Here is a 15,540-nt window from a genome sequence, read left to right on the forward strand (position 1 = left end):
TGTGCCTGGTCCGCTGGTGTGCGGGCCGGTCATGTCTGTGCGTTCTGTGGTGCCGGTGAGCGTTCCTGGAGCTGCCGCGCCGTCTCGAAGTGCAGGGCGAGCAGCACGACTTCGGTGGCGTGGGCGGCGTGATCCAGGGGCGCGCCGTACGTGTCGATCAGCTCGCGGGCGGCGGCCAGCGGGCCCGGCGTGATCTCGTCGGCCACTGTGGGGTCCAGCGCGTCGAGGTGTTCGCCGACTCGTACTCGGCGGACGAAGCCGAGGGCATGCACGGCGAGGGCGAGCCGGCGGTCCTCGTCGAAGGAGATCCGCTCGGCGGCGGCGCGTTCCTCGATCGTGGGGAGCAGCCGGGACAGGGCGCGGCGGTCCTCCTCGCGCACGGGTTCGGCGGTGTCCGCCACGGCGGCGGCGAGCGCCTCGATCAAGGGGTCGGCAGTCATACGGTGGCCTTTCGTATCGGCATCGGGCGTCCGGCACGGACGGTCGCGACGGGCGCGAGCCAGGGTCCTGCCGGGCGGGTGACCCCCTGGGAGTCGGTGAGCCGGTCCGGCGCGCCGCGGTCCTCGAGCAGACTCAGGTCGCCCGCGGCGCCGGGCCGCAGCGAACCCAACTCGCCTGACATGCCCAGCACTTCGGCCGGGTGCGTGGTGGCGCACCGGATGACCTCCGGCAGCGACATCCCCAGGGCGAGCAGTTTGGACAGGGTGCTGGTGAGGTCCCGCACCGGCCCGTTCATGTTGCGTGCGTGCAGGTCGGTGCTGATGGTGTACGGCCGGATACCGGCCGCCAGAGCGCGTTCCGCGGTGTCGAACGCGAAGCTGGCGCTGCCGTGTCCCACGTCGAACCGGACGCCGCGCTCCAGGGCCGCCCGGACCTGCGGCAGCGGTTCGGCTCCGTCGCCGAAGAGCCCGCCGGGCTTGCCGTGGAAGGCGTGGGTGACGACGTCGCCCGGCCCGAGCAGGTCGAGGACGTCGCCGAAGGCGGGCGGTGCGTTGCCGACGTGGACCATGACCGGCAGCGCGTGCGCGGCGGCGAGTTCTCTGGCCGCGCGCAGCGGCGCCAGACCGCTGTCGCCGAGGACCGACCGGCTCATGCGGACCTTGAGGCCCCGCACTGCCGCCGGGTTGTCGGCGAGGATCCGGTCAGTGGCCTTGACATCGATGTCTGCCGCGCCGCCGACGAGTTCTCGGGTGCCGTGCACGAGGCCGTGGCGGGAGATGTTGAGCCAGCTCAGCACGCGGGTGGCGGCCGGGGCGACGACCGAGGAGACGAAGTGCGGCCAGTCGTCGCTGCCACAGCTGCCCGCGTCGACGACGGTCGTCACACCCTGCCGCACACCGGCGTCGTCGGCGGGGATGCCGAGGCCGGTCGCTCCGTCGTAGATGTGGGCGTGCAGGTCGATCAGCCCGGGGGTGACCAGCAGCCCTTTCGCGTCGTACACCTCGGCGCCGGTCGGGTCGAGCGTCCCGGCCGGGCCGACCGCCGCGATCCGGTCGCCGGCGAGCGCGACATCGCCGGGCTCGACGGTGCCCCGCTCGGGGTCGACCACCTGCCCGCCAAGAATCACAAGATCGAATCGGTTTGCGTCGGATGCCTGCACAGCCATGGACGGCGGCCTTCCACTGAGCATGAGATAGGGCGCGAGGGGACAACCGCGGAGCACCTGGGCGTTCCGTAGGGTAGATTCGCGTTCCGTAGAACGGATTGACTGCACGCTAGCCGGATGCCTTCGGAGGGTCAATGGATCGCGAAGAGTCGCTGAAATCGACGGACGCCCCGACGAACGCCTCGTCAGCTACGCGGAAACCGACACCGTCGGAGCTCCGGCCACAGGAACCGCACGGGGCCACCCAGGGACAGTCCGAAACCTCGGGCCCGGTCAACTCCGTCGCCAAGGCGCTACGCGTCCTGCACGCCCTCGCCCACCCCGACGCCCCCCACAAGCTGGGCGAGATCGCCGAGCGCTCCGGTGTCCCCAAGGCCAGTACCCACCGCATCCTCGCGACCCTGATCGAGGAGGGCTACGCCGTCCCGGACGGCGAGGGGCGCTACGGCATCGGCACCCAGCTGCGCGCACTGGCCGCCCAAGTACTCTCGGACGACACCGTCGGCATCGACGCGGTCCTGCGGGCACTCCAGCAACGCCTGGGCCAGGCAGTCCACTTGGCGGTACTCAGCGGCGACCACGCCACCTACACCCACAAGGTCGACCCCGGCCTCGCCTACCGCATCGCCACCGAGGTGGGCACCCGCCTCCCCCTGCACGCCTCGGCCGCGGGCAAGGTGCTGCTGGCCCATCTGCCCGAGACGGAGACGAAGGCGCTGCTCGACCGGGCCGGCCTCCCGGCCCGCACCTCTCACACCGTCACCGACCGCACCACACTGCTCAGCCAGCTGGAAACGGTCCGGCACACCGGTTTCGCGACCGATTGCGAAGAAGCCGACGAGGCGATCTGCTCCCTCGCCGCTCCTGTCCTCGACACCGACGGCTCCCCGGTCGGCGCGGTCTCCGTGTCCTCCCTGGCCGCCCTCGTCACCGAGGAGCAACTCACCGCGTTCGCCCCGGCGGTCCGGCAGGCGGCCCAGGAGGTCTCCCGCAGACTGTGACGCGCACCCACGCCCACGGGACACGCAGGACGTGCGTGTCCCGTGGGTACGCGTTGTCGCCCGCCCCCTGTGCGGGCGACAACCGCAGGCGTGCGCAGCCGCATTCAGTCGGCGTAGACCTCCGCACGGTCGACGCTCACGAACGAGGCGGTGGACTGCGCGTTGTGCTGGCCCGTGACCCGTACGCGCAGCGTGTGGTGTCCGGACGGGAGCCTCGGGCTCAGGTACTGGACCGTTTCCCCCGTGCGGATGGCTCCGTAGAAGTCCACACGTTGCTCCGGACCACCGTCGATGCTCAGGTCCGCGTACCCGTTCCCCACGTCACGTACGGACAGCAGGGCGATGCGGGTGCCGTCGAAGGTGAAGGTGGCTGAGGCGTCGGTGCGGTCGCTCCAGTGGTCGTCGCTCCAGAAGCACTGCGTCGCACACCCGGTGCCCGAGTTCCAGGTACCGCTGTAGGTGACGGTCCCTGGACCGTCGGAGCGACCGTCGTCATTGATCCAGTAGTTGCCGGACCCGGGGTCCCCCGACGGCAGGTCCTGCGTGGCACCCATGGCGAGCGGCCGGCCGAAGTCCGGGCTGCCGTCCGCCTTCCAGCCGAACTTCTGGGCGCGCGTGGTGCGGTTGCTGTAGGTGAGGGCACTCGTCGTCTTCGCGTGGTAGACGATCCAGTCCTCGCTGCCGTCGGGCGACTTGAAGAACGCGTGGTGGCCCGGCCCGAAGACTCCGTGGTCGTCGGCGCGGGAGAAGACCGCGCCCTGGTGCTGCGTCCAGTTCCCCGGCACCAGTGGGTCGGCCGTGTCCGGAAGCGACATCATCCATACCTGGTAGTCCGGTTTGCCCGTGTCGCACGTCGAGTACGTCATCCACGTACGGCCGTTGCGATTCAGGAACTCCGGCCCCTCACGGACCTCCGGGCAGCCGCCCGCGCCGTTGATGGCCACCGCGTCGCCCGAGATCGTGTAGGGGTTGGAGAGCGGTGCGATGTTGAGGCCGTTGTGCTGGTACTGGTTGATGCCGCTGTAGGCGAGGTAGAGCCGCCCGTTGTGCTGCAGGATGCCCGCGTCGATGGCGAAGTCGTTCGCGTGGTTGGGCGGCGCGAGCTTGGCCTTGAAGTGGTACGGGCCTGCCGGATCGTCCCGGTCCGACTCCAGGACGTAGAGACGATGATGGTCGTCCACACCGTCGTCGGCGGTGTAGTACATGTACCAGCGGTCACCGAACCGGTAGAACTCCGGCGCCCAGATGTCGCGGTTGCGCGAGCTGTCCGTGTCGGTCCACACCGTGACCGGATCGGCCGTCAGCAGGGTGCTCAGCGACGGGGATCGCCACATTCTGATGCTGTCGCCCTGCGTCGTCGTGAGGTAGTAGTTGCCGTTCCAGTGCGTCATGTACGGATCGGGGCCGCTGTTCAGCGGATCACGGAATCCGCCCGCGGCAGCGGCAACCGGCTGCGGCGCGCCGGGCGACGGATCGGCGGACGCCGTGAGGCAGCCCCCGACGAGCGCCAGGAGCACACCGAACGAGACGACGGCCAGGCGGATGGTACGGACGGTGCTCGACAGGGACATGTGCAGCCCTTCGGAGGCGGCCCCCGAAGGAAAGCCGGCACGGGACGGCGACGTCGTTACATCGATGTAAATCTGTGGCGTTACCGTAGGGACGGCTGCGACAGCTGTCAATCACCCAGTAATGTCAAGGGACTTCGGGTCATTTCCCGGCCGCGCGTGGCAGAGGCCGATCGCCCCGGTCCGACTACGGCGAAGGCTCCGTCCGGCAGGCCAGGTAGAGGGCTATGCCCTCGGCGGGTTCGCGGACCGCAGGATGCGGGTCGGTCGACCCGTCCAGGTTCGTCGACAGCCTGGCCGCCCGGCTCCGGGACAACGGCGTACACATCGTGGAGGGCGCCCGGGTCACCTCGGTCGACGAGGTACGGGGCGGGGCGCAGGTGCGGTCCTCGGCCGGCACGTACGGCGCGGACCGTGCCGTGGTGGCCGCCGGCGTGTGGTCGCAGACGCTGCTGCGGGGGCTCGGTGTCGACCCCGGCTTGTTCCCCGGCAAGGGCTACAGCTTCTCGGTGCGCTCCAGGCAGCCGCTGCACCGGCTCGTACATCTGGGAACGGCACACGTGGTGCTCACCCGCTGGACGAGACCGGCGAACGGATCCGGGTCGCCGGCACGATGGAGTTCGAGGCCGACGCCGACCGCTACCGCGAGGCCCGGGTCCGGGCCGTCGTCGCGGCCGCTCGCCCCTACCTCGAGGGCGCCGACCGGGCGGACCGTGAGGAGGAGTGGGTGGGCGCCCGGCCGCTGACGCGTGACGGACTGCCCCTGATCGGTGCGGTCCCCGGCACCTCGCGGATCGTCGCGGCGGGCGGTCACAACATGCTCGGCCTGATGCTCGCCCCCGCCACCGGGCGCGCCGTCGCCGCCCTGGTGACCGGTGACCGCGCGGCTGCCGAGGCAACCCGCCCGTTCGCCTTGGAGCGGCTGGCCCGGCGGCCCCGTGCGAAGCGCCCGGCGACGCAGCGGGCCTGACACCGGCCGGTCACCGCACCCTTCGATCACTTACTTCAGTACTTACTTCAGCACTTACTTCCGCCGGGCGCCGTCGGAGACTTTGGTGCGGGGGCGGTGAGCAGAGCGCCTACGTCGGCGTAGCCGTCGCCCGTGTCGGAGGAGCGGGTGTCGAAGACCCGCGTGGTCGGGGCGCTGGAGATCCAGGGCGTCCATCCCGGCCTGCCGTCGCGGATGAACGCGACCGCCGCGCCGTGGACATCCGTGGCAAGGGCCTTGGGCGGCTCGGCACCGGCCACCGCAGTGACCCCTTCGGCGTCGAGGCAGTCGAAGTGGAACGGCACGTCGAGGCAGTGAGTGGCCAGGCCGAGGACGGGCGAGCGCCAGGCGAAGCGGTACAGCCAGGTGGGGGCGGATCCGCGGGCCCTGGCGACCCGGGCCACGGCTGTGCGGAAGAGATGGTCCGTGACGTACTGGCCGACGAGGTCGGCCGTGTCAAGGCCGGGGTGATCTGCGACGTACGCGGCGGCGACGGTCCCGTCCACGCCGCACCCGGCGAGGATCCGGGCCGGCCCCGCCGTGGCAAGTCGGTCCCGCATGGGGTGCAGCGCCATGGTGAACTCGTGGTCGGTGGCACCGAGTACGAGCTCCTTGCCGGCTCCCACGCCCGCGGCGAGGGCGTCCAGGGTGGCCTCGGGGATCAGGTCGCCGTCGACCATGGGGGCAAAGGGCAGGTTCTCGGCGATCAGGCCGGCGATCCCGGCCAGAGCATCGTCCGTGCCCGTGCCCGTGCCCGTGCCAGCGCCCGTATCCGTATCCGTATCCGTATCCGTATCCGTATCAGCATCGGTGTCCGCTGCCGGCGAGGACACCTGCTTCTGCAGATCAAGGATCTGCCCCTCGCTCAGCTGGGACAAGCCTGTTCGGGTCGGTGGCACGCCGCCCAGCTCGGCCAGCTTGCGGCCCAGACGTTCCGCCTCCGTCGTCGACACCTGCGAAACCGGGCCGGACAGACAGTGCACGCGGTGGAACAGGTGCTGCGCACGAGGCATACCCAGCAGGGTCAGCACGGCGGCACCGCCCGCCGACTGACCGGCGATGGTGACCCGGTCGGGGTCCCCTCCGAAGCCCCGGATGTTGTCCCGCACCCATTCAAGGGCCAGCAACCAGTCACGGACGGCGCGGTTGTGCGGTGCGTCGGAGATCCATCCGAAGCCGTCGAAGCCGAGCCGGTAGCCGATCGAGACGACGACCACCCCGTCGCGATTGAAGGCCGCGCCGTCGTACCAAGGGCTCGCCTGGGATCCGGCGAGGAAGCCACCTCCGTGGATCCAGACCATCACGGGCAAGCCGGCATCCGGGGAGAGGTCCGGGGTGAACACGTTGAGATTGAGCGTCCCGTCGCCCGGGATGCTCGGCTCGGGGATGAAGGTGACCTCTGCCAGGGGGCGACGCTGCGCGGTCGGTCCGTAGGCGGTGGCGTCCAGCACGTCGGACCACGGCTCGGGAGGGACGGGCGCGGCGAACCGGAGTGCGCCGACGGGGGGTTGGGCGTACGGGATGCCGAGGAATCGGACGCCGGTGTCGCGGCGCTCACCGCGCACAGGGCCGTGGGCGGTGCGGACGATGGGCGGCTCTGCGGCGTGGTTGGTCACTGGTTGCTCCTTGTGTCTTGTACGGCGTCGAGGTGGAGGAGTCGGGATCTGCTCCGGCCTTACGGGCGCGGGGCGTCCTGCTCGACGTAGTGCTTCAGCTTCCGCAGGTTCTTCCCGCCGTCAACGATGGCGCCGTAGGTGCGGTCCGCGGTGACGGGCGCGACGGCGACATGGCCGCTGAGCAGCGCGGTGGAGTCGGCCCGCCGCACGGTTTCCGTGCAGGAGTCGCCGGGCCTGTCCGCACAGACGCCGGGGACGATGTCGAAGGTGTCGCCGCTGCCTCGGCGTGCCGCGTAGTCGTGCCAGACGACCTTGCCGTGGCCGATGCCGGTCCACAGGGGCGCCTTGGCCCGCCGGCCCCCGCTGACGTCGGGGTAGTCGACCTTGACGGCGAACTTGCCGGTGAACAGGGAGCGTTCGCGCATTCCGGCGAGAAGACGGGCACCGAACTCGGCGTTGTCCCGGTAGTTGGCGACCGGGAAGTAGGTGTTGGTGCTGTCGCCGGATGAGGAGGAGAAGGCGATGGCGGGAACACCCTCGTCGATGGCCGCGACAGCGGCGCCGACCGTGCCGGAGTCGTTGACCTGCGCGCTGACGTTCGGCCCGGAGTTGATGCCGGTCACGACCACGTCGGGGCCGTCGGCCCAGCCGACCTTGGCGGCGAGGCCCGAGCGGAGGGCGAACTTGACGGTGTCGGCCGGCGTCGCGCTCGGTGTGCCGGCGCCACAGGCGTCGTCGGACAGACACACCCCGTAGACGGGCGAGCCGGACGGTGCGCCTGAGCAGTCGTTCTCGTAGCCGGCGGGCAGCCGTGTGCGCCGAGCCAGCGTGAGCGCACCGCCGTTGGTGACGGCGGTGCCCTTGCCGGACTGCACCTGCCACGGCGCCATGACGACGACGTCGGCGCCCGCGGCGCACAGCGCCTTGCGCATCTCGTAAAGGCCCAGCCCGTCGGCGTGGGAGGCCTTGGCTGCCTGCATGGAGTCGTCGTTGGACAGCAGGACGCGCAGTCCGGCCAGCGGTTCGGCCGAGGGTTCTGTGTGGGCGGCGGCCTCCGTGGCCTGCGGCAGGGCGTAGGCCATCGCGGTGAGACTGGCGAGTGCGGCGGTCGTGGCGGTGGCGAGCTTGATGCGGGAGCGGGAGGTGGTGGGCATGGCGGGCGTGTCCCTTTGTTCACGTCGGAGGCGGTGGCGGGCGCGGTTGCCTGCCACCCGGTGGCTGCGAGTCCCGAACAATTCCGGGAGTCGGAGGGGCGAGTCAGAGGGGCAGTCCGTGTCCGTGCGGGAAGACGGGGTCGGGGGTGTCGTTGGGTACGTCCGGACGCGAGGCCGCGACGGCCGCCATGGAGCGGGGCAGCTCGAACGGCAGGCGCCCCTCTCCGGCGGTCCGGCCGAAGGCGACGTCCAGCAGGGCGGTGTCACTCGCGCCGTAGTCGGCGATCAGCGCGGACGCCTTCTCGGCGATCTCCGGGATGACGGCCGGCCGCTCCAAGTTGATACAGACGAGAGTGGGCACGGATTCCAAGAGGCCCACGATGTCGCTCAGTTCCTTCTCGGGGAAGTCGAGTCGCCCGGAGTGGAAGAACGCTTCGAACCTGCCCTCTCGCGGCTCGTACGGCGTGCGTAGCCGCAGGATCGCCAGTTCGGCGGCGGCAGGGTCGGCGACCACCTCTCCGTAGGCGGCCGCCGCGTCCGACGAGACTCCGCGGACGTACAGCTTCGGCCGGGTCCCGGTGACCGGGAGTGTCCGCTCGTGGTTGGTCAGTACGGTCAGGGAGCGGCGCTGTGCGGCCTCGCCGGCCGCGCGGAACTCGCTGTTGCCGACTGTTTCCTCGGCCGTCCCGGGATCGACGAAGGGGCTGTCGAACAGTCCCAGGCGGAACTTGTCGCGCAGCAGGCGTCGCACGGAGGCGTCAATGCGGGACTCCAGGACGCGGCCCGAGCGGACCAGTTCCACGATCACCTCCGGGCAGGCTTCGCCGCCGAACTGGTCGGCTCCGGCGTCGAGGGCCTTTGCCGCTCGCTCGGCGACGCCGAGGTGTTCCACTCCCCAGGCGCGCGCCTGGTGCAGTTCGCCGAGGATCGGGGCGTCGGTCAGCAGCCCCCAGTCGGTGCACACGATGCCGGTGAAGCCCAGCTGCTCGCGCAACAGCCCGGTGACGACACCGCGGTTGAAACCGAATCCCACCTCTTCCCAGTCGGTGCCGATCGGCTGGCCGTAGTACGGCATGATCTGCGCGCACCCCGCGGCGATGGCGGCGCGGAAGGGCAGGAGGTGGTGGTCCCGCATTCCGCCGGGATAGACCTGCTCCTTGCCGTGCGCGAAGTGCGGGTCCTCACCGTCCTTCTGGGGGCCGCCGCCCGGGAAGTGCTTGACCATGGCGCTGACGGAGTGGCCGCCCAGCTCCGCCCCCTGCAGCCCGTGGACATACGCCTGCACCAGCTCGGCGGTCAGGGCGGCGTCCGAGCCGAAGGTGCCTGTCTGGCGGGACCAGCGCGGCTCGGTGGCCAGGTCGATCTGCGGGTGGAGAGCCACGCGCAGGCCGACGGCCAGGTACTCACGTCGGACGGTGTCGGCGAACTGGTGCACCAGTTCGGGATCGCGGGTCGCGGCCAGACCCAGCGGCTCGGGCCACGCGGAGAAAGGCCCTGCGGTGAAGGACGCACCCGGGTTGTCGGTGAAGGCGTGCCGCGGGTCGGTGGAGAGAGTGACCGGTATGCCGAGGCGGGTGCCGGCGGCGATCTCCTGAAGGGTGTTGTGCCATTCGGCCATCTGCCGGGCGCCCGCGGCGCCCAGGACGTTGAAGTGACTGATGAGACGTGTCCGGATCAGTCCGGTGGTGTCTGTGGGCACCATCGCCTCGTCGCCGTCCTCGACCGGGCGTCCGTCCGGATGGAGGGGGAGCACGGTGTGGAAGACCTGTCCGGCCTTCTCCGCGAGAGTCATGCGGGCCAGGAGATCCTCGACGCGCTCGTCGACGGGGCGGGACGGGTCCTGGTAGGGGTGGCCGTCGTCACGGGGCGCGGATGTGGTGGTGGTCATGGGTGCCTCCAGGGCGAAGGGGACGGAATCCGGGGTGGTTCGGCGCACGGCGCGGATCGGGACACGGCCGGCGCCCCGAGGACGGTGGTCACCGCGCGGACGCGGGAGGGACGGCGTGACGGGCCGGACGGCTCAGCGAACGCCCCGGACGCGGAGTACGCCCAGCGCGCCCACGAGGGAGACGGCCGCGACGACCGGGAACAAGGCCTCGTAGCCGCCGGCGGCGACGATCCAGCCGGCGAGGGTGGGGGCGAGAATCTGCGGTCCGGCGTTGGCGATGTTGATGACGCCCATGTCCTTGCCCACGTCGGCCGCGCGCGGCAGGACCTTGGTGATCAGGGCCATGTCGACGGCCATGTAGGCGCCGAACGCCAGGCCCCCGACGATGTTGTACGTGAGCATGCCGCCCTGAGTGGGCCACAGCATCGGAAGCGACAGGGCCAGCGCCGCGACGATGCCGGAGGCGAACACGAACGGCTTCACCCTGCCGACCTTGTCGGCGAGGGGCCCGAGGAGGACGGTGGCGGCGACCGTGCACAGCGCGTTGACGACCATCAGGAAGCCGACGGTCGGCAGCAGATCCTGGGGCGGGACCTTGATGTAGTCGGCGAGCAGGTACAGGTTGTAGGTGAGGACGATGAAATAGCCCAGCATGACCCCGAGTCGGGAGACGAAGGCCCAGCCGAAGTCCGGGTGCCGGCGGGGGCTGACCCAGAAGCCGCCGAGGAACTCCCTGAGTGAGAACGGCTCGCGCGGCAGGTCACGGGCGTCGCGGTCCCGGGACAGGACGACGAACACGAGCGCCGCGACGACGATGACGCCGGCTATCAGGTAGTAGCCGTTCTCACCGGCGAACCGACCGCCGAATCCGCCGATGACGCCGTCCAGGCCGAACTTCGTGCCGGGCACCCCGCCGATGATCAGTGCGGCGGCGATCGTGCCGAGGGGCACGCCCAGACCGACCAGCGCGGAAAAGGTTCCGTACCGGGCGACCGGGACCCGATCGGGCATCGCGGCGGTGAGGGCGGCCTGGTAGCCGTTCATGATGAACTGCACGACGCCCCAGCTCAGGCCGAGCGTCGCGATGCTCGTCGCGTGCGCCTGGGCGACCAGGGCCAGTGCGCCGAGCAGCGCGCACAGAAGGATCCACGGCGCCCGGCGGCCGAACCGGGACCGCGTGCGATCGGACAGTTGCCCGAACACCGGGTTGCCGATCGTCGCGAGGACGGCGCCCGTGGTGCTGGCCGCGGACAGGGCGGATGTGTCGTTCGTGCCGGTGATCTGGGCGACCTGGATGGGCAACAGGAAGCTGCCCACGCCGAGCCACAGCAGGTAGAGCGCGATGTTGGCGGCGGGCAGCGTGACGTAGAACCGCGCGAGGCGCCGGGGAGGCGCGGGTGCGGCGGCCTCGGTGTCGGCGCCGACGACAGCGGTCGCCGCCGCGTTTTCAGGAAGTGAATGGGTCATGGTGAGGCCCCTTGAAGAGCGATGCCGATGAATGCGGACGCGGTGGGGGCGCGCGTTGAGGAGGACAGTAGGTGACACGTGTAATCAGCGGAAGAGGTCTGACGGCACGAGTTGTGTTCGTCACCAGCTGCGGCACCACTCACGTGTTGAAAAGTTGAAGCCAGTGACCGACGCCGGAGCAACGCCTCCCTCAGCCACGACACGGTTGCCGCGTGCGGCGCCGCTGCTGTGACGTCACCTTGCCGACCGCCCTGACTAGGCGGTTTCCCGGATCACCAGACCGGTTCGGAGGTAGGAGCGGGTCTCCGCGGGCGTGTCGGGGGTGCCGATCAGGCGGTCCAGCATCGCCGCGATCTCACGTGCGGGCGTGAAATCCATGCGGACGGTCGTCAGCTTCGGACGGAGGAGTCTGCCGATCAGCAGATCGTCCGCACCCACGACGGCGACGTCCTCCGGGACACGCAGGCCGGCGTCCTGCAGGGCGCGCACGGCGACGGACGCGTACTCGTCGTTGTAGGCGAACAACCCGTCGGCCCCGGCCTGGACGAACAACTCGGCCCACCGCGCCGCCGCCTCCTCGCCGAGGGCGAGTTCCTGCCGCACGACGGTGACCGAAGCATGTGCGCTCGCCGCGGCCTCAGCCCCGGAGAGCCTGGGCACGGCGAACCCGCGCAGCGACGCGTCGGCGGGGACGATCACACCGATCTTCCTGCGTCCGGCAGCCACCAGGTGTTCCACAGCCACCGCGCCGACCTGCATCTGATCCGCCACCAGCGCGTGCGCGCCGGGCATCGGCACCGGCCCGGCGCTGACCACGACCCCGATCCCGGCTCGGTGCAGCACATCGACAGCGTGCTCATCCAGGCTGTCGTCCATCAGCGACAGCACCGCGTCGGGCCTCAACTCGGCCCACCGGCGAGCGGCCTCCGCGCCCCGGTGTCCCGTCGGGCCGTAGAGCACGGCCGTGTAGCCGAGCTCCGAAAGGGCCAACTGCAGCTCGGCGAAGTACTGGGCGAACAACGGCCCCGCGGTCACAGCCGGGGCGGTGAGCAGGACGACACCGCTCCGCCCCGCGCGCAGTGCCCGAGCCACGGCGTGCGGCACATAACCCAGCTGCCGGGCCGCTGCCCTCACCCGCTCCCGGGTCGCCTCACTGACGCGTCCGCTCCGGGTGTTGTTCAGGACGTACGAAACGGTGGCCCGCGACACCCCCGCGGCGCGCGCCACGTCCTCACTGGTGGGCGGCGTGCCGGCTGAACCGTGCGAGGACGTGGAGGCCATGATCACTCATCATCCCAGATGGGGACCGGTGCCGGTGAGGGAGCGCCTGTACCGAGTCAGGCGGAGGCACGCGACCCCTTTCCCCGCCTCCTGGCGGGGGCAGCATCCCCGCTCCCCGCGGAGAGGTCAGCTCGGCTCGGCGGTGAGCCACTCGGCCCGCCCCTTCCCCGTTCCAAGGTGCCCCGCCGGAGCGACGGCATCGCGCACGCTGCGAAGTTCCGACAAACCCCTGCCGGCGGAAAGCCCGGCTGATCACGCCGTTCTTCCGGTTCGTCCGCCGCGCCCTTCCCGTTCGTCCTCTTCGCCGGCCTTGATCTCTTCATCGGCCTTGTTCACTTCGCCGAGCTTGATCTCTTGATCGACCTTGTTCACCTCGCCGAGCTGGTTCTCTTCGTCGGCCCCGTTCACTTCGCCGAAGCGGAGGGGGAGCGTCGGCTGGTAGCCGCCCGCGGAGATCTTGGCCACCATCTCGGCGAGATACCCGCAGGCCTGCGAGATCTCCTGCTGGAACTGGTTGCGTTCACTGACGGCGGCCGCGACCAGCAGGGCGGTCAATGCGGAGGAACCGTTGAAAGCCTGCAGGGTGATCATGCTGGTGAGCAGATCGTGACCGGTGAACGGACCGGTCCCCCGGGCGGCGGCGATGATCGTGAAGGTGGACACGGCCAGTGCGCAGGGTGCGGCCCCGGCCAGCTGGAAGCGGAAGGCCGCCCAGATCAGCAGCGGGAAGCTCAGGAACATGAGGGGCGCGCTGCCGGTCGCGACAAGACCCACGCCGGCCGTGGCTGCGACGAGCAGGAACCCCTCCACCCAACGGAACGGTGGAGCGTCCTTCGGCCAGCGTGCCGAGCGGAGAACGAGCAGGACCGGCGTCACCACCAGGACGCCCATCGCGTCGCCGGTCCACCAGACAGACCACGTCGGCCAGAACCCGTCGGCGCCCACCACACCGGCGAGGGCCAGGGTTCCGCTGCCGATCGTCGCGCTGACCAGCATTCCGGTGAACGCACCGAGAAAGATCAGTGCGAGCACATCCCGCAGACGGGCCAGCTCGATACGGAATCCCGCACGACAGAGCAGTGCGTACGAGCAGACGGGCGCGAGGGTGTTGCCCGCCACGATGGCGAGCACGGCCGGCAGCGACGGGCCGAGGGAGATGTTGACGACGAGCGCGCCGAGCGCGATCCCGGGCCAGACCCGCGGGCCGCGCAGGAGCAGGCTGGCCAGGGCGATACCGGTCGGCGGCCACAACGGTGTTACCTGGCCTCGCACCAGCTGCTGGAGCAGTCCCAGCTTGGCCGAGCCGTAGTAGACCGCGGCCACCACACAGATCTCCAGGGCGGCCGCAGCGCCGCGCCGGAGCCGTTCTCGCCGGGCGGCTGTCATGGGTGCGGCCTCCGCTTCGACATCCCTCCGTGATCCATCATCCGCCGCTTCCCCGGGATCCTCCACGGCACCGTTGAGCCGGGTGTCCGGCGCGGACGCGCGGTCAGGCGGGCGGGGTGCGCAGGGCGAGAACGGCCATGTCGTCGTGACCGTCGCTGGGGTGGTGATCAGCCAGTGCCTGAACGAATTCCGGCAGGGGCAGGGCGGCGTACAGGGTGGCTAGTTCGGTGAGCTCGTCGAGGCTGTCGTCGATGGGCCGGGCAGGATGTTCGATCAGCCCGTCCGTGAAGAAGACCACGGTGGAGTCGGGCGGCATGTATCGGGAGTGATCGGGGCGGGGTTGTTCGGGGTCGACCCCGAGCGGCAGCCCCGGCTCGGCGAACAGGGTTTCCGCCCGGCGGCCAGGGACGATCAGCAGGGGCGGGACGTGGCCCGCGCTACTCCAGTGGAGGCGCCAGCCCGGTCCGGCCGGTTCGATCCGCGCCAGCGTCGTGGTGGTGATGGGGTTGCTTGTCATGGCCTGCAGGGTGCGGTCGAGCTGGGCGAGGACGGCACCGGGCGCACTGCCATGCTCGAACAGCAGAGCGCGCAGCATGTTGCGGGTGGAGGCCATGGAGGCCGCGGCCCGCAGATCGTGCCCGACCACATCACCGATGACGACCGCCACTACGTTGCCGGGCAGCGGGATGGCGTCGTACCAGTCTCCGCCGAGCTGGCTGGGCTCGGCTGCGGGCCGGTAGATCGCGGCCGCGGTGAAAGGCCGCAGGTCGGGAAGTGTCGGCAGCAGCAGCCGCTGGAACTGCTCGGCTCCCACCCGTACCCGCTCGAACAGGCGGACGTTCTCGATCGCGATCCCGGCGGCACCGGCCAGGGCGACGACGACGTTCTCGTCGTGAGCGTCAAAAGGCTGTCCGTCGCGCCGCTCGGAGAGGTAGAGATCGCCGTAGATCTCGCCGCGGACACTGATCGCGACGCCGAGCAAGCTACGCATACAAGGGTGGCCCGGCGGGAACCCGCTGGACGACGGGTGAGACACGATGCTCTCTACGCGCAGCGGCTCCGGATGGCGAATCAGGTGCCCGAGGACCCCCCGACCTCGGGGGAAACCGGCCTGGGCGAGATCAGCGCGTTCGTGTTCGGACAGGCCGGCCGCGATGAACCGCTCCAAATGGTCTCCGGACTCGTCGAGCACACCCATTGCCCCGTAGCGGGCGCCCACCAGATCCATGGCGGTGGTGACGATGCGGTTCAGCACCGCGGGCAGCTCCACCTCCCGGCTGATGGACACCACGGCATCCAGCAGGCCCTGAACTCGGTCCATGGCGTCCAGCAGAGACCGCAATTGCTCGTCGATCCGGCCCAGCTCGGCACGCAGACGTTCGTGCAGGTCCGGGGTATGTGGCTGCCTCGGGTGAATGCCGCGCTCGATTCCCGCCATCACAAGCGCCCGGGGACCGCACGGCCGCTCTCGCTCGCCTTCCGTCTGCGGCGATCGCTCCGCACCGTTGCCGGGTCCGCCCACACGATTGAGGAGTGCATTTCGGCCTCCTGGCAGGACCCTCGGTGATCGAGGTCATGGAATCAC

Annotated in this window: 11 protein-coding genes and 1 pseudogene; 2 read left to right on the forward strand and 10 right to left on the reverse strand. The window is 70.5% G+C overall.

Annotated elements, in window-relative coordinates:
- Positions 1 to 29: 29 nt before the first annotated feature.
- Complete coding sequence (locus OG574_RS08015; protein WP_326772542.1) at positions 30 to 440, reverse strand: hypothetical protein; 411 nt, start codon at positions 438 to 440, stop codon at positions 30 to 32.
- Positions 437 to 1,606 carry an amidohydrolase/deacetylase family metallohydrolase gene (locus tag OG574_RS08020; protein ID WP_326772543.1) on the reverse strand — a complete coding sequence of 390 codons (1,170 nt, stop codon included), beginning with the start codon at positions 1,604 to 1,606 and terminating at the stop codon, positions 437 to 439. The genes OG574_RS08015 and OG574_RS08020 overlap by 4 nt, the downstream gene beginning before the upstream one ends.
- 134 nt (positions 1,607 to 1,740) lie before the next feature.
- Here OG574_RS08020 and OG574_RS08025 point away from each other — a divergent pair, with 134 nt between their 5' ends.
- Positions 1,741 to 2,607, forward strand: coding sequence for an IclR family transcriptional regulator (locus OG574_RS08025; RefSeq protein ID WP_326772544.1), 867 nt, complete (start codon positions 1,741 to 1,743; stop codon positions 2,605 to 2,607).
- A gap of 104 nt (positions 2,608 to 2,711) precedes the next feature.
- On the opposite strand, the gene OG574_RS08030 is transcribed toward OG574_RS08025, so the two are convergent.
- Complete coding sequence (locus tag OG574_RS08030; protein ID WP_326772545.1) at positions 2,712 to 4,178, reverse strand: family 43 glycosylhydrolase; 1,467 nt, start codon at positions 4,176 to 4,178, stop codon at positions 2,712 to 2,714.
- Between the two features lie 224 nt (positions 4,179 to 4,402).
- On the opposite strand from OG574_RS08030, the pseudogene OG574_RS08035 reads away from it, so the two are divergent.
- Positions 4,403 to 5,145 (forward strand): annotated as a pseudogene (locus OG574_RS08035) (NAD(P)/FAD-dependent oxidoreductase).
- A gap of 47 nt (positions 5,146 to 5,192) precedes the next feature.
- On the opposite strand, the gene OG574_RS08040 reads toward OG574_RS08035, so the two are convergent.
- The 7 genes from OG574_RS08040 to OG574_RS08070 all read right to left on the reverse strand — a co-directional run bounded on the left by OG574_RS08040 (position 5,193) and on the right by OG574_RS08070 (position 15,393).
- Positions 5,193 to 6,779, reverse strand: a complete 1,587-nt coding sequence (locus OG574_RS08040; RefSeq protein WP_326772546.1) for a carboxylesterase/lipase family protein — start codon at positions 6,777 to 6,779, stop codon at positions 5,193 to 5,195.
- A 59-nt stretch (positions 6,780 to 6,838) separates the two neighbouring features.
- A complete protein-coding gene (gene surE, locus OG574_RS08045; protein ID WP_326772547.1) occupies positions 6,839 to 7,933 on the reverse strand; it encodes a 5'/3'-nucleotidase SurE in 1,095 nt (364 codons plus the stop codon).
- A gap of 103 nt (positions 7,934 to 8,036) precedes the next feature.
- Positions 8,037 to 9,821: a glycoside hydrolase family 3 protein gene (locus tag OG574_RS08050; RefSeq protein ID WP_326772548.1), complete on the reverse strand. Its 1,785-nt coding sequence runs from the start codon at positions 9,819 to 9,821 to the stop codon at positions 8,037 to 8,039.
- A 132-nt stretch (positions 9,822 to 9,953) separates the two neighbouring features.
- Positions 9,954 to 11,288 carry an MFS transporter gene (locus tag OG574_RS08055; protein ID WP_326772549.1) on the reverse strand — a complete coding sequence of 445 codons (1,335 nt, stop codon included), beginning with the start codon at positions 11,286 to 11,288 and terminating at the stop codon, positions 9,954 to 9,956.
- Positions 11,289 to 11,543: 255 nt separating this feature from the next.
- Complete coding sequence (locus OG574_RS08060; RefSeq protein WP_326772550.1) at positions 11,544 to 12,569, reverse strand: LacI family DNA-binding transcriptional regulator; 1,026 nt, start codon at positions 12,567 to 12,569, stop codon at positions 11,544 to 11,546.
- 252 nt (positions 12,570 to 12,821) lie between these two features.
- A complete protein-coding gene (locus tag OG574_RS08065; protein WP_326772551.1) occupies positions 12,822 to 13,955 on the reverse strand; it encodes an MASE1 domain-containing protein in 1,134 nt (377 codons plus the stop codon).
- 103 nt (positions 13,956 to 14,058) lie between these two features.
- On the reverse strand, positions 14,059 to 15,393 hold the full coding sequence (locus OG574_RS08070) for a PP2C family protein-serine/threonine phosphatase (protein WP_398376600.1): 1,335 nt from the start codon (positions 15,391 to 15,393) through the stop codon (positions 14,059 to 14,061).
- Positions 15,394 to 15,540: the final 147 nt, after the last annotated feature.

The sequence above is a fragment of the Streptomyces sp. NBC_01445 genome (assembly GCF_035918235.1).
GTDB lineage: Bacteria > Actinomycetota > Actinomycetes > Streptomycetales > Streptomycetaceae > Streptomyces.

Excerpts from the sequence above, each read along its gene's own strand:
- OG574_RS08015 (WP_326772542.1), bottom strand. The coding sequence starts at position 440 with ATGACTGCCGACCCCTTGATCGAGGCGCTCGCCGCCGCCGTGGCGGAC.
- OG574_RS08020 (WP_326772543.1), bottom strand. The coding sequence starts at position 1,606 with ATGGCTGTGCAGGCATCCGACGCAAACCGATTCGATCTTGTGATTCTT.
- OG574_RS08025 (WP_326772544.1), top strand. The coding sequence starts at position 1,741 with ATGGATCGCGAAGAGTCGCTGAAATCGACGGACGCCCCGACGAACGCC.
- OG574_RS08030 (WP_326772545.1), bottom strand. The coding sequence starts at position 4,178 with ATGTCCCTGTCGAGCACCGTCCGTACCATCCGCCTGGCCGTCGTCTCG.
- surE (WP_326772547.1), bottom strand. The coding sequence starts at position 7,933 with ATGCCCACCACCTCCCGCTCCCGCATCAAGCTCGCCACCGCCACGACC.
- OG574_RS08050 (WP_326772548.1), bottom strand. The coding sequence starts at position 9,821 with ATGACCACCACCACATCCGCGCCCCGTGACGACGGCCACCCCTACCAG.
- OG574_RS08055 (WP_326772549.1), bottom strand. The coding sequence starts at position 11,288 with ATGACCCATTCACTTCCTGAAAACGCGGCGGCGACCGCTGTCGTCGGC.
- OG574_RS08060 (WP_326772550.1), bottom strand. The coding sequence starts at position 12,569 with ATGGCCTCCACGTCCTCGCACGGTTCAGCCGGCACGCCGCCCACCAGT.
- OG574_RS08065 (WP_326772551.1), bottom strand. The coding sequence starts at position 13,955 with ATGACAGCCGCCCGGCGAGAACGGCTCCGGCGCGGCGCTGCGGCCGCC.
- OG574_RS08070 (WP_398376600.1), bottom strand. The coding sequence starts at position 15,393 with ATGGCGGGAATCGAGCGCGGCATTCACCCGAGGCAGCCACATACCCCG.